Source organism: Nonomuraea sp. NPDC003754, assembly GCF_053605785.1.
In genome coordinates this window covers 14,835-34,905 of record NZ_JBSGJX010000047.1, presented here as the reverse complement: position 1 = coordinate 34,905, position 20,071 = coordinate 14,835, and the positions used below count along the sequence as shown (strand labels likewise).

General features: G+C 71.4%; 18 protein-coding genes. 8 read left to right on the top strand and 10 right to left on the bottom strand.

Annotation, left to right across the window (positions count from 1 at the left end):
- Positions 1 to 32: 32 nt before the first annotated feature.
- Positions 33 to 1,487 carry a serine/threonine-protein kinase gene (locus ACWEVS_RS38570; protein WP_452555692.1) on the bottom strand — a complete coding sequence of 485 codons (1,455 nt, stop codon included), beginning with the start codon at positions 1,485 to 1,487 and terminating at the stop codon, positions 33 to 35.
- Positions 1,488 to 1,677: 190 nt separating this feature from the next.
- Positions 1,678 to 2,199, bottom strand: a complete 522-nt coding sequence (locus tag ACWEVS_RS38565; protein ID WP_449919622.1) for a MarR family winged helix-turn-helix transcriptional regulator — start codon at positions 2,197 to 2,199, stop codon at positions 1,678 to 1,680.
- A 114-nt stretch (positions 2,200 to 2,313) separates the two neighbouring features.
- Between ACWEVS_RS38565 and ACWEVS_RS38560 the strand changes: the two genes are divergently transcribed.
- Positions 2,314 to 3,189 (top strand): NAD-dependent epimerase/dehydratase family protein, encoded by an 876-nt coding sequence (locus ACWEVS_RS38560; RefSeq protein WP_452555690.1) that lies wholly within the window; start codon positions 2,314 to 2,316, stop codon positions 3,187 to 3,189.
- A gap of 106 nt (positions 3,190 to 3,295) precedes the next feature.
- On the opposite strand, the gene pepN is transcribed toward ACWEVS_RS38560, so the two are convergent.
- Entirely contained in the window at positions 3,296 to 5,866 is a 2,571-nt protein-coding gene (gene pepN / locus ACWEVS_RS38555) for an aminopeptidase N (protein WP_449919628.1), read from the bottom strand.
- Positions 5,867 to 5,989: 123 nt separating this feature from the next.
- On the opposite strand from pepN, the gene ACWEVS_RS38550 reads away from it, so the two are divergent.
- Positions 5,990 to 6,610, top strand: a complete 621-nt coding sequence (locus tag ACWEVS_RS38550) for a mycothiol-dependent nitroreductase Rv2466c family protein (protein ID WP_449919631.1) — start codon at positions 5,990 to 5,992, stop codon at positions 6,608 to 6,610.
- 104 nt (positions 6,611 to 6,714) lie between these two features.
- Complete coding sequence (locus tag ACWEVS_RS38545) at positions 6,715 to 8,118, top strand: aldehyde dehydrogenase family protein (RefSeq protein WP_452414569.1); 1,404 nt, start codon at positions 6,715 to 6,717, stop codon at positions 8,116 to 8,118.
- A 6-nt stretch (positions 8,119 to 8,124) separates the two neighbouring features.
- On the opposite strand, the gene ACWEVS_RS38540 is transcribed toward ACWEVS_RS38545, so the two are convergent.
- Together ACWEVS_RS38540 and def are read right to left on the bottom strand one after the other, a co-directional pair.
- The gene (locus ACWEVS_RS38540; RefSeq protein WP_452555687.1) at positions 8,125 to 8,853 is read right to left on the bottom strand and encodes an SDR family oxidoreductase; all 729 of its coding nucleotides are present in this window, start codon (positions 8,851 to 8,853) and stop codon (positions 8,125 to 8,127) included.
- Between the two features lie 28 nt (positions 8,854 to 8,881).
- Entirely contained in the window at positions 8,882 to 9,370 is a 489-nt protein-coding gene (gene def, locus ACWEVS_RS38535) for a peptide deformylase (RefSeq protein WP_449919639.1), read from the bottom strand.
- 99 nt (positions 9,371 to 9,469) lie between these two features.
- Here def and ACWEVS_RS38530 point away from each other — a divergent pair, with 99 nt between their 5' ends.
- A complete protein-coding gene (locus tag ACWEVS_RS38530) occupies positions 9,470 to 9,937 on the top strand; it encodes a ribose-5-phosphate isomerase (protein ID WP_354914884.1) in 468 nt (155 codons plus the stop codon).
- Between the two features lie 318 nt (positions 9,938 to 10,255).
- Here ACWEVS_RS38530 and ACWEVS_RS38525 read toward each other — a convergent pair whose 3' ends face one another.
- Both ACWEVS_RS38525 and ACWEVS_RS38520 read right to left on the bottom strand, forming a co-directional pair.
- Entirely contained in the window at positions 10,256 to 10,402 is a 147-nt protein-coding gene (locus ACWEVS_RS38525; RefSeq protein ID WP_354914882.1) for a hypothetical protein, read from the bottom strand.
- A 196-nt stretch (positions 10,403 to 10,598) separates the two neighbouring features.
- Positions 10,599 to 11,825 (bottom strand): GNAT family N-acetyltransferase, encoded by a 1,227-nt coding sequence (locus ACWEVS_RS38520; RefSeq protein ID WP_452555684.1) that lies wholly within the window; start codon positions 11,823 to 11,825, stop codon positions 10,599 to 10,601.
- A gap of 118 nt (positions 11,826 to 11,943) precedes the next feature.
- Here ACWEVS_RS38520 and ACWEVS_RS38515 point away from each other — a divergent pair, with 118 nt between their 5' ends.
- On the top strand, positions 11,944 to 13,059 hold the full coding sequence (locus tag ACWEVS_RS38515) for a PP2C family protein-serine/threonine phosphatase (protein ID WP_354914878.1): 1,116 nt from the start codon (positions 11,944 to 11,946) through the stop codon (positions 13,057 to 13,059).
- 262 nt (positions 13,060 to 13,321) lie between these two features.
- Here ACWEVS_RS38515 and ACWEVS_RS38510 read toward each other — a convergent pair whose 3' ends face one another.
- Entirely contained in the window at positions 13,322 to 13,939 is a 618-nt protein-coding gene (locus ACWEVS_RS38510) for a response regulator transcription factor (RefSeq protein WP_452555682.1), read from the bottom strand.
- Between the two features lie 140 nt (positions 13,940 to 14,079).
- Here ACWEVS_RS38510 and ACWEVS_RS38505 point away from each other — a divergent pair, with 140 nt between their 5' ends.
- Positions 14,080 to 15,378, top strand: a complete 1,299-nt coding sequence (locus ACWEVS_RS38505) for a M50 family metallopeptidase (RefSeq protein WP_449919649.1) — start codon at positions 14,080 to 14,082, stop codon at positions 15,376 to 15,378.
- Positions 15,379 to 15,380: 2 nt separating this feature from the next.
- On the opposite strand, the gene ACWEVS_RS38500 is transcribed toward ACWEVS_RS38505, so the two are convergent.
- Together ACWEVS_RS38500 and ACWEVS_RS38495 are read right to left on the bottom strand one after the other, a co-directional pair.
- Positions 15,381 to 15,887, bottom strand: a complete 507-nt coding sequence (locus tag ACWEVS_RS38500; protein ID WP_354914874.1) for a DinB family protein — start codon at positions 15,885 to 15,887, stop codon at positions 15,381 to 15,383.
- A gap of 144 nt (positions 15,888 to 16,031) precedes the next feature.
- Positions 16,032 to 17,273, bottom strand: a complete 1,242-nt coding sequence (locus ACWEVS_RS38495; protein WP_452555680.1) for a cytochrome P450 family protein — start codon at positions 17,271 to 17,273, stop codon at positions 16,032 to 16,034.
- Between the two features lie 152 nt (positions 17,274 to 17,425).
- Between ACWEVS_RS38495 and ACWEVS_RS38490 the strand changes: the two genes are divergently transcribed.
- Positions 17,426 to 17,704, top strand: coding sequence for a hypothetical protein (locus tag ACWEVS_RS38490; RefSeq protein ID WP_452555678.1), 279 nt, complete (start codon positions 17,426 to 17,428; stop codon positions 17,702 to 17,704).
- 22 nt (positions 17,705 to 17,726) lie between these two features.
- Positions 17,727 to 20,003: a catalase/peroxidase HPI gene (gene katG, locus ACWEVS_RS38485; RefSeq protein WP_452555676.1), complete on the top strand. Its 2,277-nt coding sequence runs from the start codon at positions 17,727 to 17,729 to the stop codon at positions 20,001 to 20,003.
- The last annotated feature ends 68 nt before the right edge of the window (positions 20,004 to 20,071 follow it).

Here is a 20,071-nt window from a genome sequence, read left to right as displayed (position 1 = left end):
CCGGGCCCGGCCGCCGGTGTGCGGCGACGCCGTCAGGGACAGGGCGCCTTGATGCACTGGATGTCGCCGCCCGGCCCGGTCTGCGGGTCCGGTGTGGGCGGGTCGACGGTCGGCTCGGTGGTGGGCTCCTGCGGCTCGGCGGGCTTCGTCGGCTCCTGCGTCGGCGCGGCGGTCGGCTCGCGGGTCGGCTCGGCGGGCGGCGTGACCGGCGGTGTGACGGGGACGCTCGGCACGGACGAGGGCGGTGGCGCGGTGGCCGCCTGGTCGGGGCTGGGCGTGGGCCTGACCTTGCCGCCGACCGGGGGCACCCGGCCGGGCTCCTGCTTGCTCGGCACCCGGGCCTGGATCGTGCGTCCCCCGACCGGCTCGGCCACGGGCAGCTCCTGCCGCACCCCGCCCGCGGGGACCGGCTGCCGGAACCATGTCCACCCGACGGCCGCCACCGCCGCGGCGAGGGCGGCCAGGGTGGCGCCCGTTATCACCAGCGCCCGCCGGCGACCGCGGCGCGGCCGGCTGGCGGGGAGCGTGCGGAGGTCGGCGCCGGGCTCGGCACCGGGCTCGGCACCGGGGCCGACGGCTCCCGGCGCCGCCGCGTCCGCGGGTGGCGCCGCGGGCTCGGCGTCCTGGCCCCGGCCGCTGACCGGGCTGAGGTCATCCATCGGGTGGGCGGCGGCGTGCCTGGCGGCGGCGGCCATGTCGGTGGCGCAGGCCCAGCGCATGGCCGGGTCCTTCTCCAGCGCCCACATGACCAGCGCGCGCGACGCGGGAGGCACGTCGTCGGGCAGCGGCGGCACGGCGGCCCTGAGGTGCTTGAAGATGATCTGGACGGGGGTCTCGCCGTCGAAGGGCAGCCTGCCGGTCAGGCACTGGTAGGCCACCACGCCGAGGGCGTAGACGTCGACGGCGGGGGTGATGTCGCCCGCCGAGGCCTGCTCGGGAGCGCAGTAGCCGGCAGAGCACATCACGGTGCCGGTCGCGGTCAGCTGGCCGCCTGAGGCGGAGTGGGCGATGCCGAAGTCGGTGAGGGTGACGCTGCCGTCCGCCTTGATCATCAGGTTGGCGGGCTTGACGTCGCGGTGCACGATGCCGCGCTCGTGGGCCGCGGCCAGGGCGTCGGCCACCTCGGCGACCAGCCGCATGGTCTCGTCGGCCGTGAGCGCCGAGCGGCGCAGCAGCCGGTCGAGCGACTCGCCGTCGACGTACTCCATCACCAGGAAGCTCACCCGGCGCCCGTCGCCGAGCTCGCAGGTGCCGTAGTCGTAGACGTCGACCACGCCGGGGTGGGTGAGCGTGGCCATCGCCCTGGCCTCGTTCTGGAAGCGCTGGGCGAAGCGCGGGTCCTCCATGAGCGCCGGCAGGAGGACCTTCACCGCGACGGTACGGCCGAGCACGTCGTCGTCGGCACGCCAGACCTCGCCCATGCCGCCACCACCCAGCCTGGACAGCAGACGGTAGCGGCCGCTGAGTCTGGTCCCGGGTTCGAGCACCAGTCGAGGCTAACACCGCAGGTCCCGCGGCATCCGGGAAACGAGCGAGGGGGTGGGACGTCGCACCGGGAACGGACGCCGCATACCCCACCAGATGCCGTCGAACCAGAGCGGCGCCCTCCAAGGGGAAGGGCGCCGCTGCGGAGAGGCGGTGGTCAGAAGGAGCCGCCGGTGGGGGCGACGTGAGTGGTCAGCCGGTGGCGCGGCCCGTGTCGCCGAGGGAGACGAGCAGGCGGCGCAGCAGCACGGTCAGGTGGTCGCGGTCGGCCGCGGTCAGGCCGGACAGCAGGCGGTTCTCGTTGGCGATGTGGTGCTCGACGACCTCGTTGACCACGGCGAAACCCTGATCGGTCAGCGAGATCAGCACGCGGCGCCGGTGCGCGGGGTCGACCTCGCGGTGGACCAGGCCCTTGGCCACGAGGTGGTCGACCCGGTTGGTGAGGGCCGCGGAGCTCACCATCGCCGCCGCGCTCAGGTCGCCCGCGCAGAGCAGGTACGGCGGGCCGGAGCGCAGCAGCGTGGCCAGCACGTCGAACTCCCAGGGCTGCAGGCCGTGCTCCTCGAAGAGGTCCTTGACGCCGCGTTCGAGCAGCCGCGAGGCTCGTGACAGCCGCCCCACGACGCCTATGGGGGAGGCGTCGAGGTCGGGCCTGGCCTGCCGCCACTCCTGGATGATCACGTCCACCTCGTCCTCTGGGGCGCTCTCGCTCATGGCTCACATCCTTGTCGGGGTTTCCGCAGCCTAACATTTCCACATCGAAGCGTTTGACAGTGGCGAGGGTCGAGCCTTAAGTTTTCGACATCGAAATTTTTGATGGAGGTCGACATGCGTGTTCTGATCATCGGTGCGAGCGGCTACCTGGGCACGGCCGTCTCCGAGCGGCTGGCGGAGCGGGGCCACGAGATCGTCGAGCTCACCCGCCCCACTTCCGTGGGGTCCGGGCGGGGGAACGAGCGCCGCGTCGGCGACATGACGGATCCCGCCTCGCTCACCGCGGCCGTGACGCCCGACATCGACGCCGTGATCAACCTGGCCGGACCCACCGGTGACGCCGCCGTCGACGCCGCCGCGATCACCGCCCTGACCGAGCCGCTGCGCGGTACCGGGCGGGCCTTCGTCTACACCAGCGGCGTGTGGGTGCTCGGCGCGACCGGGGCCGGGACCGCCGACGAGCGGACGCCGGTCAACCCGCTGCCGATCGTGGGCTACCGCCCGGACATCGAGCGCCAGGTGCTCGCGGCCGCGGCCGACGGCGTACGCGCCACCGTGATCCGTCCCGGCATCGTGCACGGCCGCGGCGGCGGCATCCCCGCCCTGCTGGTGAGCCTCGCCGCCAAGCACGGCGCGCCCAGGTTCGTCGGCGACGAGTCGGTGCGCTGGCCGATGGTGCACGTCGACGACCTCGCCGACCTGTTCGCGCTGGTGGTCGAGAAGGCGGACCCCGGGACGCTCTGGCACGGCGTGACCGAGAACGCGGTGCCCGTCACGGATCTGGCCGCCGCCGCGGGACGCGCGGCCGGGCTCACCGCCGCGCCCGAGAGCTGGCCGCTGGAGCAGGCCGGTGCGGAGCTCGGCCGGCTGTTCGCCGACGCCCTGGCGCTCGACCAGTCCGTCGCCGGTCAGGCCGCGCGCGACACGCTCGGCTGGACGCCCGAGCGCCCCGGCGCGGTCGCCGACATCCAGGACGGCTCCTACCGCTGACCCCGCCCGTGAAACGCGACCGGGCGCCCCTCGAGAGCCGAGGGGCGCCCGTCACATCGGCGGGTGCCTCATGTCAGCCGCCCCGCAGGGGCGGCCGCGCGGCCGGTCAGCCGCGCGCGGAGGCGTCCTTGGCGCGGGCCCGCAGGGCGCGGCTCACGCCGTCGGCACCCTCCATGACCATCCTGCGCAGCGCCTGGGGAGCGCCGGACGAGGCGAGGTAGTCGTCGGCCGCCTGGACCGTCCCCTGCTCGATCAGCAGCGAGGGGAAGCACCCCACGGAGAAGCTCTGCGCCATGTCGAACGTCCACTCGTCGTAGATCCGCCCGACCTCGGCGAAGTACTTCTCCTTGTACGGCGCGAGCAGCTCCACATGGTGCGGGTCCTGGAACCCGGCGATCGTCGTCCTGAAGATCGCGTTGGCCAGCTTGCCGCCGGTGATCGCCGCCCACGCCTCCGCCTTGGCCTCGGCGGTCGGGATGGCCGCCTTGCACAGGGCGGCCGAGCGCTCGCCCGAGGCGGTGGCGTCGCGCTGCAGCTCCGCCTCGATGTCGGCCGCGCCGAGCACGCCGCCGCTGACCAGCGCGTGCGTCAGCGTCCAGCGCAGGTCGGCGTCGACGGCCAGGCCCTCGGGCACCGACGTGCCGTCCAGGATGCCCTTGACGAAGACCAGGTCCTCGCTCGAGGTGGCCACCGCGCAGAAGGCGTTGACGTAGGCGAGCTGGTGGTCGGAACCGGCCTCGGCCGAGGCGATCCACGACTTCAGCGCCGCGGCGAGCTGGGCCAGGCCCTCGGCCTGCCAGGCCGGGTCGGCGTACTGCTGCACGGCCTGGCGGGCCTGGCGCAGCACGGTCTGCACGACCGTGATGTCCTTGACGGTCGAGATGCCGGAGATGACCAGCTTGACGTAGTCGCGGGTGGCCATCTCGGCGTCACGCGTCATGTCCCAGGCCGCCGACCAGCACAGCGCGCGCGGCAGCGACTCGGTGAAGCGCGTGATGCCACCGTCGACCAGCGTGGCCAGGGAGCGCTCGTCGAGCCGCACCTTGGCGTAGGTGAGGTCGTCGTCGTTGACGAGCACCAGGTCGGGCTGGACCTCGCCGACCAGCTCGGCGACGGCCGTGCGCGCGCCGACCACGTCGAGCTCGACCCGCCTGGTCCTGGTCAGCTCGCCGTCGACCAGGGAGTACAGGCCGATCGCGACGCGGTGCGACCGCAGCGTCGGGTACTCGGCCGGCGCCTCCTGCAGCACCTCGAAGCGGGTGAAGCGGCCCTCGGCGTCCACCTCGAACGAGGGGCGCAGCGTGTTGACCCAGGAGGTCTCCAGCCACTCCTTCGACCACGACGACAGGTCGCGGCCGCTGGTCCGCTCCAGCGCGGTGAGCAGGTCCTTGAGCTCGGTGTTGCCCCAGGCGTGCTCGGAGAAGTAGTCGCGGACGCCGGCCAGGAAGTTGTCGAGGCCGACGTAGGCCACCAGCTGCTTGAGCACCGAGGCGCCCTTGGCGTAGGTGATGCCGTCGAAGTTGACCTCGACCGCCTGCATGTCGGGGATGTCGGCGGCGATCGGGTGGGTGGAGGGCAGCTGGTCCTGGCGGTAGGCCCAGGCCTTCTCCACGTTCGCGAACGTGGTCCACGCGCCGTTGCCCCAGCGGGTGGCCTCCGACTGGCACAGCACGGAGGCGTAGGTGGCGAACGACTCGTTCAGCCACAGGTCGTCCCACCAGCGCATGGTGACCAGGTCGCCGAACCACATGTGCGCCATCTCGTGCAGGATCGTCTCCGCGCGGCGCTCGATGATGGCGTCGGTGACGCGGGAGCGGAAGACGTAGTCCTCCAGGAAGGTCACGCAGCCGGCGTTCTCCATCGCGCCCGCGTTGAACTCCGGGACGAACAGCTGGTCGTACTTGCCGAACGGGTAGCGGACGCCGAAGACCTTGTGGAAGAAGTCGAAGCCCTGACGGGTGACCTCGAAGATGTTGTCCGGGTCGAGGTGCTCGGCCAGCGAGGCGCGGCAGTAGATGCCCAGCGGGATGCCGTCGTGCTCGGAGGTCACCTTGTGGTAGCCGCCGGCCACCAGCGCGGTGATGTAGGTGGAGATGCGCGCGGTGGGCGCGAAGTGATGGCGCCTGGCCGCCCGCATCGTGCCGTGGCGGCCCTTGTGCTCCTCCAGCTCCTCGACGGAGTCGGCGGCGCTGTTGGAGACGACCTCCCAGTCGGCCGGGGCCAGCACGGTCAGCTCGAAGGCCGCCTTCAGGTCGGGCTGGTCGAAGCAGGCGTACATGCGGTGCGCGTCGGCCGTCTCGAACTGCGTGTGCAGGTAGACCTTCTGGTCCACGGGGTCGACGAACCGGTGCAGACCCTCGCCCGTACGCATGTAGGCGCAGTCGGCGTCGATCGTCAGCTCGTTGTCGGCGGCCAAGCCGGACAGCGGGAAGCGTCCCTTGTCGGCGTCGTAGGCGGACACGTCGAGCGCCACGCCGTTGAGTTCGACCGAGCGCAGGTGGGCGCCGTGCAGGTCGATGAACGTCGTCGCGCCTGGTTCCGCGGCGGAGAAGCGAACGGTCGTGACGCTCTCGAACCGCTCCTCACCCTCCGTCAGGTCGAGTTTGACGTCGTACGACTCGACCTTCAACAGCCGGGCCCGCTCGCGAGCTTCGTCACGGGTCAGGTTGCCTGCCAAGATCCGCTCCTCTTCACCACATCTTTGGGGTTATGTCTGAATCCTGTCACGTCAGGAATAGTCCTGACTCTCACTCAGGTTATGGCCGACGGCAAGGTCATCACGACTGAGGGAACCCCCACCATGGCTGAACGAACCCCTGTAGACCTCTGGTTCGACCCGTTCTGTCCCTTCGCTTGGATCACTTCCCGCTGGTTGCTGGAAGTCGAGAAGGTCCGGCCGATCGAACCCCGCTGGCACATCATGAGCCTGAACGTCCTCAACGAGGACAAGGACATCCCCGACGAGTACCGCCAGATGATCGCCGCGGCGATCGGCCCCGTCCGGGTCGTGGCGGCCGCCGCGGAGAAGTACGGCCAGCACGTGGTGGGTCCGCTGTACACCGAGCTCGGCACCCGCTTCCACAACGAGGGCCGGCCCAAGGAGGGCCCCACCATCAGGGACACGCTCGTCGACGCCCTGGAGGCCGCGGGCCTCGACAGGGAGGTGGCCGACGCGATGGACTCCGGTGACTACGACGAGGCCATCAGGGAGTCGCACTTCCGCGGCATGGACCTGGTGGGCCAGGAGGTCGGCACCCCCGTCATCCAGGTCGAGGGCGTGGCCTTCTTCGGGCCCGTCCTGACGAAGATCCTGCGGGGCGAGGACGCGGGCAGGCTCTGGGACGGCGTCCGCGCTGTCGCCGGCTTCGAGGACTTCTTCGAGCTCAAGCGGACCCGCACCAAGCGGCCCGTCTTCGACTAGTCACGAGATCTCCGACATGTCCCCCTAACTCTGCGCGCTAAGCCGTACTCTCAGGGGAGTCAAGGTTCTCGCTTTGTGACCTTCGGCACGCAAGGATGGGGGACATGCGTCATCTCTATATCAACGGGGCCTGGACGGCCTCGGTCTCGGGAGAAGGAATCGACGTCGTCAACCCCGCGACAGAGGAGACGATCGATACCGTTCCGGCCGGCGCACCGGATGACGCAGAGGCCGCGGTCCTGTTCGCCCGCGCCGCCTTCCCCGACTGGTCGGCCACCGCGCCCGCCGAGCGCGGCAAGCTGCTGGCCGCGGCCGCCGGCCTGCTGCAGGAGCGCGCCGAGAGCGTCGCCAGGACGATCGCCACCGACATGGGCGCGCCGTACGGCTTCGCGCTGAAGGTGCAGACGTTGATGCCCGCGGGCGTGCTGGCCTCCTACGCGCAGCTGGCCGAGAGCCACCCCCGCGAGAGCAGGATCGGCAACTCGCTCGTGGTCAAGGAGCCCGCCGGCGTGGTGGCCGCGATCACGCCGTGGAACTACCCGCTCCACCAGATCATCTGCAAGGTCGCGCCCGCGCTGGCGGCCGGCTGCACGGTCGTGCTCAAGCCGAGCGAGGTGGCCCCGCTGGCCGCCTACGCGCTGGCCGAGATCTTCGACGAGATCGGCCTGCCGCGCGGCGTGTTCAACCTGCTCAGCGGCAGGGGCCCGGTGGTCGGCGAGGCGCTGGTCACCCACCCCGAGGTCGACATGGTCTCCTTCACCGGGTCCACGAAGGCGGGCCGCCGCGTGGCCGCGCTGGCGGCCGAGAGCGTCAAGCGGGTCGCGCTGGAGCTCGGCGGCAAGTCGGCCAACCTGATCCTGCCCGACGCCGACCTGGCCGTCGCCGTCAAGGCGGGCGTCGCCAACGCCTTCGTCAACGCCGGGCAGACGTGCTCGGCGTGGTCGCGGATGATCGTCCATCGCGACCAGTACGACCAGGCGGTGGGCCTGGCCGTCGAGGCCGCCCGCAAGTACACCGTCGGCGACCCCTTCGACGGGGCCACCAGGATCGGCCCGCTGGTCTCGGCCGCCCAGCGCGACCGCGTGGTCCGCTACATCAACACGGGGCAGGAGGAGGGCGCCCGCCTCATCATCGGCGGCACCGAGCGCCCCCTGGAGCGCGGCTACTACGTCGAGCCGACCATCTTCGCCGGCGTGGAGCCGGGGATGACGATCGAGCAGGAGGAGATCTTCGGTCCGGTCCTGTCGATCATCCCCTACACCACCGAGGAGCAGGCCGTGCAGATCGCCGACGGCACCCGCTACGGCCTGGCCGGCGCCGTGTGGGCGGGCACGCAGGAACGGGCCGTCGCGGTGGCCAGGCGGCTGCGCACCGGCCAGGTGTCGATCAACGGCGGCCAGTTCAACCCGCAGGCGCCCTTCGGCGGCTACAAGCACTCCGGCATCGGCAGGGAGCTGGGCGAGCACGGGCTCGAGGAGTACTTCGAAATCAAGTCGCTCCAGCTCTGAGCCGCGTCACAGCAGCAGGCCGCCCGTCGCGCGCAGGTTCTGGCCGGTCAGCCACCTGCCGTCCGGCCCGGCGAGGAAGGCCACCACGTCGGCGATGTCGGCCGGCCGGCCGATCCGCCCGAGCGCGGTGAGCTCGGGCATGCGCTCCAGCGCCTCCGGCGGGTTGGTGGAACGCAGCAGCTCGGTGTCGACCGCGCCGGGAGAGACGCTGTTGACGGTGATCCCGCGCCCGCCGAGCTCGCGGGCGGCCACCATGGCGAACCGCTCGACCGCCGCTTTGCTCGCGGCGTACACGGCGACGCCGGGCACCGCCAGCGCCGTGTTGAGGGTGGAGATGTTGATGATCCTGCCGCCGTCGCGCATCGTCCTGGCCGCCCAGCGCATCGCGATGAACACCGCCCTGGCGTTGACCGCCATGACGTGCTCGTAGTCGTCGTCGGTGGTGTCGGCGATGGACCGGGGACCGCCGGTCGCGGCGTTGTTGACCAGGATGTCCAGCCCCGGCAGGATCGCCTCGGCCGCGGCGAACAGCCGCTCCAGATCCTCCTTGCCCGCCAGGTCCGCCTGTACGGCATGCGCCCCCGTGGCGGCGGCGACCCGCTCGGCCGCCTCCGCCTGGCTGCGGTAGCTGAAGACCACCTGAGCGCCGTCCCTGGCCAGACGCTCGACGATTGCCCTGCCGATGCCCCTGGACCCTCCGGTGACGACCGCCCCCTTGCCGCTGAGTACTCCCATGCGGCCAACCTAGGCGATCGGTCCGGCGTCAGGGTGTGCGCTGGAGGATCTTGCGGGCCTCGCTCTTCGGCAGCCGGTCGACGTAGAGCGTGCCGTCCAGGTGGTCGGTCTCGTGCTGGAAGCAGCGTGCCAGCAAGCCGCGCGCCTTGAGCCGCACGGTGCGGCCGAGCCTGTCGACGCCCTCGATGCTCACGCCCGCCGCCCGCGGAGTGGCCGCGTACAGCGGCCTGCCGGTGTCGCGCCCGGGAACCGACAGGCAGCCCTCCTCGTCGAGCACCGGCTCGGCGTCGTCGATCGTCAGCGTGGGGTTGATCAGGTGCCCCTTGCGCCCGCTGCAGTCGTAGACGAACAGCCGGCGCGACACGCCGATCTGGGGTCCGGCCAGGCCCACGCCTTCGGCCGCGTACATCGCCTCGAACATCTCGTCGATCAGCTTCCTCAGCTCCCTGTCGAAGTCGACGACGGGTTCGGCCGGGGTGCGCAGGACGGGATCGCCGATGTACCGGATCTCACGCATGGGCGCTGTACTCCTGTAAGGGCTGAGTGGGGCAAGAGCCTCTTACTCTAGCGTGGGACCGGCGTGGAGCGCGCCTTGCGAACCTGCCAGACTGGTCCCGTGCGTGTCTACATCGGTGCCGACCATGCCGGCTATGAGCTGAAGAACCACCTGGTGACCTGGTTGAAGGACCAAGGGCACGAGGTGACCGACTGCGGTCCTTTCGTCTACGACGCCGAGGACGACTACCCCGCGTTCGTGCTGCGCGCCGCCGAGGGGGTCGCGGGCGACCCCGGCAGCCTGGGCATCGTGATCGGCGGCTCCGGCAACGGTGAGCAGATCGCGGCCAACAAGGTGCGCGGCATCCGTGCCGCGCTGGCCTGGAGCGAGGAGACGGCGCGGCTCGCCCGCGAGCACAACAACGCCAACGTCATCAGCGTCGGCGCCCGCATGCACTCCGAGGAGGAGGCGACCGGGTTCGTCGAGGTGTTCCTCGACACACCGTTCTCCGGCGCCGAGCGCCACAGCCGCCGCATCGCCCAGCTGGCCTCCTACGAGACCATCGGCCAGTTGCCGCCGCTGCCGTAGCAGCCCGCCAGGCGCCGGGGCCCGACCGCCCGCGCCTCCACGGCGAGCGGACACCCGCTCGCCGTGGCCTCGTCGCGCGGGTTGGGCATCCGCTCGCCAGATCCCGCGCCATAGGTTCTCTACCGAAATGCGCAGGCACGTTCGCTCCCGGAGCGCAGGCGCGTGGGCTCCCGAAGAGCGCAGGCATATTCGCTCCCGAAGAGCGCAGGCACGCCGGGGCGCCCGCTCGCGCGGTCTCGCGGCATCCGCCAGAAGAAGGTCGCGCGCGAGGTTCCCGGCAAGGGCTTGCGGGCGAAAGGGGCGGCCGTGCGCCGGGGGTTACTGCTTGCGGCGCGGTTCGCGCCGGGGGGTCTCGTCGCGCAAGGGTCGCCGGTCGGCGGCCTCCTGCTGCTCCTGCGAGGGCCTGGAGACGTCCCTGGCCCGCATCGCGGTGATCGCCGTGATCTGCAAACTCTGCAGCGCCATACCTGTGACTGTAACCCGCCCCCGGCCCGTCCGTGGCGGCGGCCGGCCCCGCGCGCTCGAGGAGCGTGCCCCTGGAGGGAGGCCCGCCCCGTGCCCGCGGTGGCGGCCGGCCGTGCCTGCCGTACCCCATCAAGCCGACCCGACCGACCCGAGCTGCCCCCGGCCGCCCGCCCGCTCTCCGGGTGTTTACTGCCGGTCAGAACACCAGGCCCGCCCACGGGGCGGGCGACCACGACAGCGCGGTGGCCAGCGCCCGGACCGCGCCCGCCGAGTGCTCGGTCAGCAGGCCCGCCGCGTGCTGAGCCGCGAGCGAGCCGGCCCCCAGGTAGGCCCCGCCCAGCGCGGCCACCGGCAGCGACAGGTCGGGCGCCTCGTCGGTGGGCTTGCAGGAGGCCGAGCCGGTGTCCGCGGTGAGGCGCCAGCGGCCGGCGTTCCACGGGCAGACGTCGTCGGCCACCTCGATCACCACGTCCACCGGCGCGGCGTACGCGCGGGCGGCCAGCGCGGCGTCCACCGAGACCAGCCTGACCCAGAGCTCGTCGCCCCAGCGCGCGTTGAGCTGGCGGACGTCGGCCAGCAGCTGGGTGATCGGGTCGTCGACCGGGACGTCGGCCGTGACCTTGGTGACCAGGTCGCGGTCGAGCACCGAGCGCCACAGCAGCGCGTGCGCCGCGGGGTCGGTGGCGTGCAGCTCGCGCAGCTGCAGCTCGCCGTCGGGCCCGCCGTTGTCGGCCCAGCCCCCCTTGACGCGGAACAGCGCGTAGCCGCGTGCCTTGTCGGCGTCCTCCACCAGGATCGCGCGCAGCCTGCCGGCGCCGTTCTGGTCGAACTCCTCGTCGGCCAGCATGTGGTTCCAGAAGTGCTCGTTGCGCGCGTAGCGGCCGGGCCGTTCCGCCACGACGGAGGCGAACAGCTCCTCCAGGACCGGCCTGACGTCGGCGGGCGTGACGACGCGGATCCTTAGCGAGGGATCGGACGGGGCGGACGCGGCGAAGGCCGAGCGGTGCGTGGGGATGCCGATCGCCAGGTTGTCGGACGCTCTGCCGTAGCCGAACCGGCCGTAGATGACCGCCTCGGAGGCGTAGAGCGCGGCCACGGCCTCGCCCCGCTCACGTACGTCGGCGAGCTGCCGGCGCATGAGCTGCGAGAGGATGCCGCGGCGGCGGTGGGAGGGCAGGACGCTGACCGCGGTCACCCCCGCCACCGGCAGCGTGCCGCCCGGCACGGCCATCGAGAGACTGTGGACGCCGGTGACGCCCGCGATGAGGTCGCCGTCGAAGGCGGCCAGTGTCCGGTCGAACTCGGTGTTGGCCTTCCAGCGTTCGGCCTGGGCGGGAGGGGGCGTCCAGTTGAAGGCCTCGACGAGCACGCCGCTGAACTGGGGCCACTCGTCTTCCGAGATGGGGCGGATCGGATAGGTCATCCGTCCACGGTAGGAGCGGGCAAAGCCGGACGGCCACCCAATATCCATGGTAAATGATCAAGGTCTTGGTCAAGTGGGCTGCCCAAATGAGGGAGAGAACGCTACAGTCAGGCGCATCATGAATTCACGTCCGGTGCCGCAGATCCCGCCTCGGCTGCGTGCGGTGCTGGTAAAGGTGCCCGGTCTGGTGCCCCTCGTCAGATTCCTCCGGAGAGGGCCGCTGGCCCGCGACCGCAACCTGCTCATCACACTGTCGGTGCTGACCCTGACCGTCGGCGGGCTGGCCGCCCGTGTCTCGATGGAGTGGTTCTCGCCGTCCCTGTTCATCCTCATCACGCTCATCGGCGGCCTGCAGCTACGGCTGCGCAGCCTGGCGATCCTGCTGGTCTCCGTCCTGGCCTCGCTCGCCTACATTGGAGCGGTCCTGGGCGTCAACAGCATCGGGCTCGGGCTCATGGTGACCATCGGCTTCACCACGGTCCTGGCCGTGCTCATGGCGCGCACCAGGGGCAAACTGGGCGTGCAGGGGCTGCGCGGCGACGCCATGCTGCTGGAGCTGCGCGACCGGCTCAAGAGCCAGAGCGAGCTGCCCGCGCTGCCCAAGGAGTGGGGCGCCAAGGTGGTGCTCAAACAGGCGGGCGGCTCCTCCTTCGGCGGCGACTTCCTGGTCTCCACGCGCGACGGCGACAAGGTCGACATCGCCCTGGTCGACGTGTCAGGCAAGGGCGTCGACGCCGGCACCAGAGCGCTGCTGCTGTCGGGCACGTTCGGCGGGCTGCTCGGCTCGGTCGACGACTTCCTGCCCGCCTGCAACGGCTACCTCCACCGCCAGCGCGGCGACGAGGGCTTCGTCACCGCCGTCCACCTGCGCCTCGACCTGGCCACCGGCGAGTACACGATCACCTCGGCCGGTCACCCTCCCGTGGTCAAGCTCGACTCCGGCACCGGCACCTGGGAGATCGCCGCGGCCAAGGGCGTGGTCCTCGGAGTCGTGCCCGACCTGCACTGCGAGCCCGACAGCGGGGTGCTGCGCAAGGGCGACGCCCTCATGCTCTACACCGACGGCCTCATCGAGCAGCCGGGCCGCGACATCGACGCGGGCCTCGACAGGCTGCTGGGCGAGGCCGAGCGGCTGCTGCCCTCGGGTTTCGGTGACGGCGCCAGGGCGCTGGTCAGCTCGATGGCCTCCGGCCACAACGACGACTGCGCGCTGGTGCTCATCTGGCGGCCGTGACGAATGACACGGTCAGATCGTGAGCTGAGTCACTGTCTGGCAAGGGAGCGGGCCTGAGACCCTCAAGGGGCGGTCACGGCCGGCAGGGGCGCCACCGAGCGCCCCTGAGCCCCGAGCCCCGGCAGGAGCGGCGCGGTTCCGCCGGGGCTCGGCCGCGGTTCGCAGGGTTCGGTGGCGGTAGGCGGTTCACAGGGCTGGGCCGGCTGAAGCGGGCCCGCCGACGGCATGGCCGGAGCGTGGGACGGCGTGGGGGCGGTCCGCGTTACAGCCAGCCGGAGTCGCTGGCGATGCGCACCGCGTCGAGCCTGTTGCGGGCACCCGTCTTGCACATGATGCGCGACAGGTGGTTGCGGACCGTGCCCACCGACAGGAACAGCTGGTCGGCGATCTCCGTGGAGCGCGCCCCGCCCGCCGCGACGCGCAGCACCTCGCGCTCGCGCGGGGTCAGCGGGTTGGCGGCCGACTCCAGCGCCGCCAGTGCCAGCTCGGTGTCGACGGCCCTGCGCCCCTCGGCCATCGCCCGCAGGCCCGCGGCCAGCACCTCGGGCGCCACGTCGAGGCCCATGAAGCCGGACGCGCGCGCCTCGAAGGCCCGCCGTACCTGGCCAGGGTTGGGCTGGGCGGACAGGATCAGCACCCGGCAGCCGGGCGCGTGCTCGCGCAGCAGCGCGGTGGCGCCGAGCCCGCCGAGCCCGTCGAGGCCGGGCAGGCCGAGGTCGACGACGGCGGCCTGAGGCTGGTGCCGCAGCGCCGCGGGGACGATCTCCGTACTGCTGCCGACCTGGGCCACGACCTGCAGGTCGGGCTCCGCCTCGAGCGAGGCGACCAGGCCCCTGCGCACCAGCGGACGGTGCTCGGCGACCAGGATCCGAAGCGACACATCCCCTAGAGTGATCGGACGGCTGCGCAGTGTCAACGTGGCGCCACGCTTTCACAAAGGACGCGCAAGCCGTTCAGCATTGGATTGTTCGACTACTCTGGGCTTGTCGGACCTTCTTCTCAGCCACGGAGCGCGCGTAGATGATCTGGCTCTACATCGCGGGGATCGTCATCTTCGTGCTGGGGCTGATGGCCTCCATCGCCCTGCACGAGATCGGCCACCTCGTTCCCGCCAAGCTGTTCGGCGTCAGGGTGACGCAGTACATGGTGGGCTTCGGCGGCACGTTGTGGTCGAAGAGAAAGGGCGAGACGGAGTACGGGATCAAGTGGATCCCGTTCGGCGGCTACATCCGCATGATCGGCATGCTGCCGCCCCGCCCCGGCGACGACCCCACCAAGCTGCGCAGATCCTCGACCGGGCCGTTCCAGGGCCTCATCGACACCGCGCGGGACGTGGCGCAGGAGGAGGTGGGCCCCGGCGACGACGACCGCGTCTTCTACCGCAAGAAGTGGTGGCAGAAGGTCATCATCATGTTCGGCGGCCCGCTGATGAACTTCGTGCTGGCCTTCGTGCTGTTCACGATCCTGCTCGTCGGCATCGGCCTGCCCGGTCTGTCGCCCGTGGTCTCGCCCGACACCAACGCCTGTGTCATCCCGCACGGCCAGACCCGCACGGTCTGCGCGGCGGGCGACCAGCCGACGCCCGCCGCCAAGGCGGGCATGAAGGCCGGCGACAGGATCGTCGCCTTCAACGGCGTCAAGGTCAGCACCTGGGAAGAGGCCACCCAGAAGATCAGGAAGCACGGCGCCGGTCCGGTCACGATCGGCATCGTCCGCGACGGCAAGCCGATGACCCTCGACGTCACGCTCATCACCAGGGCGGCCGTCGACGACCCCACGGCCAGGACCAAGGGCGAGGGTTTCCTCGGCGTCATGGCCACCAAGGTCTACGAGCAGCAGAGCGTCGGCACCGTGATCGGCTACATGGCCACGCTGACCGGCCACGTGGCCGAGTCGCTGGTCAACCTGCCGCAGCGGATGGTCGGCGTGTGGCAGGCGGCCTTCTCTGGCGAGGAGCGCGACCCCAACGGGCCCATCGGCGTCGTCGGCGCCGGGCGCATCGGCGGTGAGATCGCCGCCTCGGAGCTGCCGGTCAAGGACAAGCTCTTCCAGCTGGTCAACCTGCTGGCCGGGTTCAACCTGGCGATCGGCATGTTCAACCTGATCCCGCTGCTGCCGCTCGACGGCGGCCACATCGCCGGCGGCCTGTGGGAGGGCGTCAAGCGCGGCTACGCCCGCGTGATGCGGCGGCCGGAGCCCGGCTACGTCGACATCGCCAAGGTGCTGCCGCTGACCTACGCGCTCGCCATGGTCATGATCGTCATGGCGGGGCTGCTCGTCTACGCCGACCTGGTCAACCCGATCAGGCTCTCCGGCTGAGGTCAGTCGCCCGTCGCCCCGTCGATCCGCTCGCGCAGCAGGTCGGCGTGGCCGTTGTGGCGGGCGTACTCCTCGATCATGTGCACCATGATCCACCGGAGTGACACCTCCTCGCCGTGCCGCAGGCCCTTGCCGATCGTGTCGAGCGGGAGCCCGGCCGACACCTCGCGGGCATGGGCGACCTCGGCGCGCCAGGCGGCCAGCGCCTGCTCGCCGGTCATCGTGGCGATGTCGTCGAAGACGTCGTCAGGGCGGCCGTCGGTGGAGTGCAGGCGCGGGGCGTCCTCGCCCATGAGGTGCCGGCGGAACCAGCCGCGCTCCACGTCGGCCAGGTGGCGTACCAGGCCCAGCAGTGACAGCGTGGACGGCGCCGCGGACCGTTCGCGCAGTTGGTCGTCGGTCAGGCCGGCGCACTTGATCGCCAGCGTCTCGCGGTGCCAGTCGAGCCAGGAGTCGAGCATCTCGCGCTCGCCGGCGATGAACGGGGGATCGATCCGGGGGTTGGTCATAACGTGTGATTATGGACCCGCCGGGGAGCCACGGCGCCGCCAGGGGGCGCGGGAGGAGCCGGGGGCGTGACGGCCCCGCGGCCGGTGCGGGGAGGGCTCGGGACCGGCCTGGGGCGCGCGGGCGAGCCGGGCGAGTCGGCCGGGTCAGCCGTCCAGGAGCACGGGAAGGGCCGCCAGGCGCCAGGAGCCGGGCATGAGCTGCCGCTCCAGCTTCTCGGGCGGGACGGCCAGGCGTAGCCCGGGGAAGCGCGACAGCAGCCCGCCGAAGGCCACCTCGCCCTCCTGTCGGGCCAGCGCCGCCCCCAGGCAGTAGTGCAGCCCGTGGCCGAAGCCCACGTGGACCTCGCGCCTGCTGTCGGACTCGCGGGCGATGTCGAGCCGGTCGGCGTCGTCGAACCTGCGGGGATCGAAGTTCGCGCTCACGAGCACCGCCATCACCGGCTCGCCCCGCCTGAGCACGGCGCCGTCGAGCTCGACGTCCTCGACGGGGTAGCGCAGGCGGGTGCCGTGGACGGGCCCGCACCAGCGCATGAGCTCGTGGACGGCGCGCGGCATCAGTTCGGGCTCGGCGCGCAGCCTGGCGAGCTGGTCGGGGTGGGTCAGCAGGGCGGCGGTGCCGTTGCCGATCAGGTGGGCGGTGGTCTCGTGACCCGCCAGGACGAGCGTGAGCACCATGGTGACCAGCTCGGCGTCGCTCAGGCGGTCGCCGTCCTCGTCGTGGGCCCTGATGAGCCCGGTGAGCAGGTCGTCGGCGGGTGTGGCGCGCCGGCGGGGGATGAGGTCGCGGATGTACTCGATGATGCCGACGAGCGGCTCGGCGAGCGCGCCGGGTTCCATGCTGACCATGCGGGCGCCCCAGGCCCTCCACTGCGGGCGGTCGGCCTCGGGGATGCCGACCAGCTCGCAGATGACGGTGATCGGCAGCGGGTAGGCGTACTCCTCGACCAGGTCGACGACCCGGTCGGACGGCAGCGCGTCGAGCAGCCGCGCGCTGATCTCCTCCACGCGGGGCCGCAGCTCCATCACGCGCCTGGCCGTGAAAGCGCGCGAGACCAGCCTGCGCAGCCTGAGGTGGTCGTCGCCGTCGAGGTCGAGCATGCCGTTGGCCAGGAAGTCGGCGTACTCGGGCGGGACGCCCCTCGCCTGCGCGATCTTCGTGCGCGCGTTGTCGACCGTCCCGCCTGGCACGTTGCGCGGGTCGTTGACGAACCGGTGGTCGCTCAGCACGGTCCTGACGTCGTCGTACCGGGTGACCAGCCAGATGGGGGTGTCGTCATCCAACCACGGGAAGGAGGCGCGGAGCACGGGCGCCTTCTCCCTGAGCTCGGCGAAGCCGCCGAAGGGGTCGGCCAGCAGGTTGGGATCCATCATGTTGACGGTCTTCATGAGCGCCTCTCGTGACCGAACGGATGATTTTGGTCATCGAGTCAAACGTACGCCTGCCGCCGACCCCGGGCAAGGAGCGTCCGAAGCCACGAGGCGGACGGCAGGGCACGGCCGCGTGTCCGCTCTGCGAAGGGGGCGGCTATGTTGACGATATGGCGTCTGACTTCGAGGCGCAGTCGCGAGTGGTTTCAGCCGGTTCGGTGCGGCACATCGAACCCGCCGGTACGACCGCCCGCCACGAGTCACGCGTGCGGGACAACCATCGCCATGTCGTGCGCCGCTCCTGCGGTGCGATCGCGGACGTCGACTGCGCCTCCGGCCGCGCCCCCTGCCTCACCGCCTCGGATGACCAGGGCTTCGTGGCCGGCCATGCGGAGGTCGTCTCCTGGGGCTCCTGTCCCGGCTGTGCGACCAGACGCATTGCCCACTGATCCGGCAGTTCGGAGGAAGCAGATGAGCGACACCCAGGACAACGCCCCCTCCAGCGCGCAGGGCGTGGACCAGAAGGCGGCGGCCGGCTACTCGGTCGCCCAAGACTCCGCGACCGCGCATGGCAGCGAGAGCGAGAATCCGGCGATCCCCTCGCCGACCCCGAGGACCGGCGGTCGTCCGCGCACGAACCGGGACTGGTGGCCCAACCAGCTCGACCTCTCGGTGTTGCGCGCGCACTCGTCCAAGAGCAGCCCACTGGCAGAGGGTTTCAGCTACGCCAAGGAGTTCGGCAAGCTCGACGTCGAGGCCCTCAAGCGGGACATCATCGAGGTGCTCACCACCTCGCAGGACTGGTGGCCGGCCGACTTCGGCCACTACGGCGGTCTCATGATCCGGATGAGCTGGCACGCCGCGGGCACCTACCGCATCCACGACGGTCGCGGCGGGGCCGGCGACGGCGCCCAGCGTTTCGCGCCGCTCAACAGCTGGCCCGACAACGCCAACCTCGACAAGGCCCGCCGGCTGCTGTGGCCGGTCAAACAGAAGTACGGCCAGAAGATCTCGTGGGCCGACCTGCTCGTGCTCGCCGGCAACGTCGCCCTGGAGTCGATGGGTTTCCAGACCTTCGGCTTCGGCTTCGGCCGCGAGGACGTCTGGGAGCCGGAGGAGATCTTCTGGGGTCCGGAGGACGCCTGGCTCGGTGACGAGCGCTACGCCACCGACACCGAGATGGTGCCGATCTTCGGCGCGACCGAGATGGGTCTCATCTACGTCAACCCGGAGGGTCCCCACGGCAACGCGGACCCGGCCGCGGCGGCGCATTTCATCCGCGAGACCTTCGCACGGATGGCGATGAACGACGAGGAGACCGTCGCTCTCATCGCCGGCGGCCACACGTTCGGCAAGACCCACGGCGCCGGCGTCGCGGACGACCATGTGGGGCCGGAGCCCGAGGGCGCGCCGCTGGAGGCGCAGGGCCTGGGCTGGCTGAGCAGCTACGGCACCGGCAAGGGCGGTGACACGATCACCAGCGGTCTCGAGGTGACGTGGTCCGACCGGCCGACGCAGTGGAGCAACCGTTACTTCGAGATCCTCTTCGGCCACGAGTGGGAGCTCACCACGAGCCCCGGCGGCGCGAAGCAGTGGGTCGCGAAGGACGCCGAGGCGTTCATCCCGGACGCTCACGACCCGTCGAGGAAGCACAAGCCGACGATGCTCACGACCGACCTGTCGCTGCGCGTCGACCCGACGTACCAGAAGATCTCCCTCCACTTCCTGGAGAACCCCGACGAGCTCGCGTCGGCCTTCGCCAAGGCCTGGTACAAGCTGCTGCACCGCGACATGGGTCCGGTCAGCCGCTTCCTCGGACCGTGGGTCGCCGAGCCCCAGCTGTGGCAGGATCCGGTGCCGGCGGTCGACCACGAACTCGTGGGCGACGCCGACGTCGCCTCCCTCAAGGCGAAGATCCTGGAGTCCGGCCTCACGACCGCTCAACTGGTCTCCACCGCCTGGGCCGCCGCAGCGAGCTTCCGGTCCACCGACAAGCGCGGCGGCGCAAACGGCGCCCGGCTCCGTCTCGAGCCGCAGCGCAGCTGGGAGGTCAACCAGCCCGAGCAGCTCACGACGGTCCTGGACACCCTCGAGGGCATCCGGCGCGAGTTCAACGAGGCCGGCGGCGCGAAGATCTCGCTCGCCGACCTGATCGTGCTGGCCGGCTCGGCCGCCGTCGAGAGGGCAGCGGGCGAGGCCGGCGTGGCGGTGACGGTGCCGTTCCGCCCGGGCCGTACCGACGCCACTCAGGAGCAGACCGACGTCGAGTCCTTCCGGGTCCTGGAGCCGCGGGCCGACGGGTTCCGCAACTACCTGCGTTCCGACGAGAAGACGCAACCGGAGGTGCTGCTCGTCGATCGTGCCTACATGCTGAACCTGACTCCGCCCGAGATGACCGTCCTCATCGGCGGCCTGCGTTCCCTCGGAGCCAACGTCGGCGGTACCCGGCACGGCGTCCTCACCGACCGGCCCGGTGTGCTCACCGCCGACTTCTTCACCAACCTGCTCTCCCCGGGCACCCGGTGGAAGGCATCGGACTCCGAGGAGCATCTGTACGAGATCCGCGACGTGGTCACCGATGAGGTGAAGTGGACCGCCACCGCGGTCGACCTCATCTTCGGCTCCAACTCCCAGCTACGGGCCCTCGCGGAGGTCTACGCCAGCCAGGACGCCCGCGACAAGTTCGTGACCGACTTCGTCGCGGCCTGGACCAAGGTCATGGAACTCGACCGGTTCGACCTCGCCTGACCCGTGAACGCCCCCGCCGCCGAGGACGGCCGCGGGGGCGGCGGAGGCGTATCGGTCCAGGCGGCTCG

What these genes read in the sequence shown, in the direction of transcription:
- ACWEVS_RS38565 (WP_449919622.1), bottom strand. Translation starts at nt 2,199, where the DNA reads ATGAGCGAGAGCGCCCCAGAGGACGAGGTGGACGTGATCATCCAGGAG.
- ACWEVS_RS38560 (WP_452555690.1), top strand. Translation starts at nt 2,314, where the DNA reads ATGCGTGTTCTGATCATCGGTGCGAGCGGCTACCTGGGCACGGCCGTC.
- ACWEVS_RS38550 (WP_449919631.1), top strand. Translation starts at nt 5,990, where the DNA reads ATGGCTGAACGAACCCCTGTAGACCTCTGGTTCGACCCGTTCTGTCCC.
- ACWEVS_RS38545 (WP_452414569.1), top strand. Translation starts at nt 6,715, where the DNA reads ATGCGTCATCTCTATATCAACGGGGCCTGGACGGCCTCGGTCTCGGGA.
- ACWEVS_RS38540 (WP_452555687.1), bottom strand. Translation starts at nt 8,853, where the DNA reads ATGGGAGTACTCAGCGGCAAGGGGGCGGTCGTCACCGGAGGGTCCAGG.
- def (WP_449919639.1), bottom strand. Translation starts at nt 9,370, where the DNA reads ATGCGTGAGATCCGGTACATCGGCGATCCCGTCCTGCGCACCCCGGCC.
- ACWEVS_RS38525 (WP_354914882.1), bottom strand. Translation starts at nt 10,402, where the DNA reads ATGGCGCTGCAGAGTTTGCAGATCACGGCGATCACCGCGATGCGGGCC.
- ACWEVS_RS38520 (WP_452555684.1), bottom strand. Translation starts at nt 11,825, where the DNA reads ATGACCTATCCGATCCGCCCCATCTCGGAAGACGAGTGGCCCCAGTTC.
- ACWEVS_RS38515 (WP_354914878.1), top strand. Translation starts at nt 11,944, where the DNA reads ATGAATTCACGTCCGGTGCCGCAGATCCCGCCTCGGCTGCGTGCGGTG.
- ACWEVS_RS38505 (WP_449919649.1), top strand. Translation starts at nt 14,080, where the DNA reads ATGATCTGGCTCTACATCGCGGGGATCGTCATCTTCGTGCTGGGGCTG.
- ACWEVS_RS38500 (WP_354914874.1), bottom strand. Translation starts at nt 15,887, where the DNA reads ATGACCAACCCCCGGATCGATCCCCCGTTCATCGCCGGCGAGCGCGAG.
- ACWEVS_RS38495 (WP_452555680.1), bottom strand. Translation starts at nt 17,273, where the DNA reads ATGAAGACCGTCAACATGATGGATCCCAACCTGCTGGCCGACCCCTTC.
- ACWEVS_RS38490 (WP_452555678.1), top strand. Translation starts at nt 17,426, where the DNA reads ATGGCGTCTGACTTCGAGGCGCAGTCGCGAGTGGTTTCAGCCGGTTCG.
- katG (WP_452555676.1), top strand. Translation starts at nt 17,727, where the DNA reads ATGAGCGACACCCAGGACAACGCCCCCTCCAGCGCGCAGGGCGTGGAC.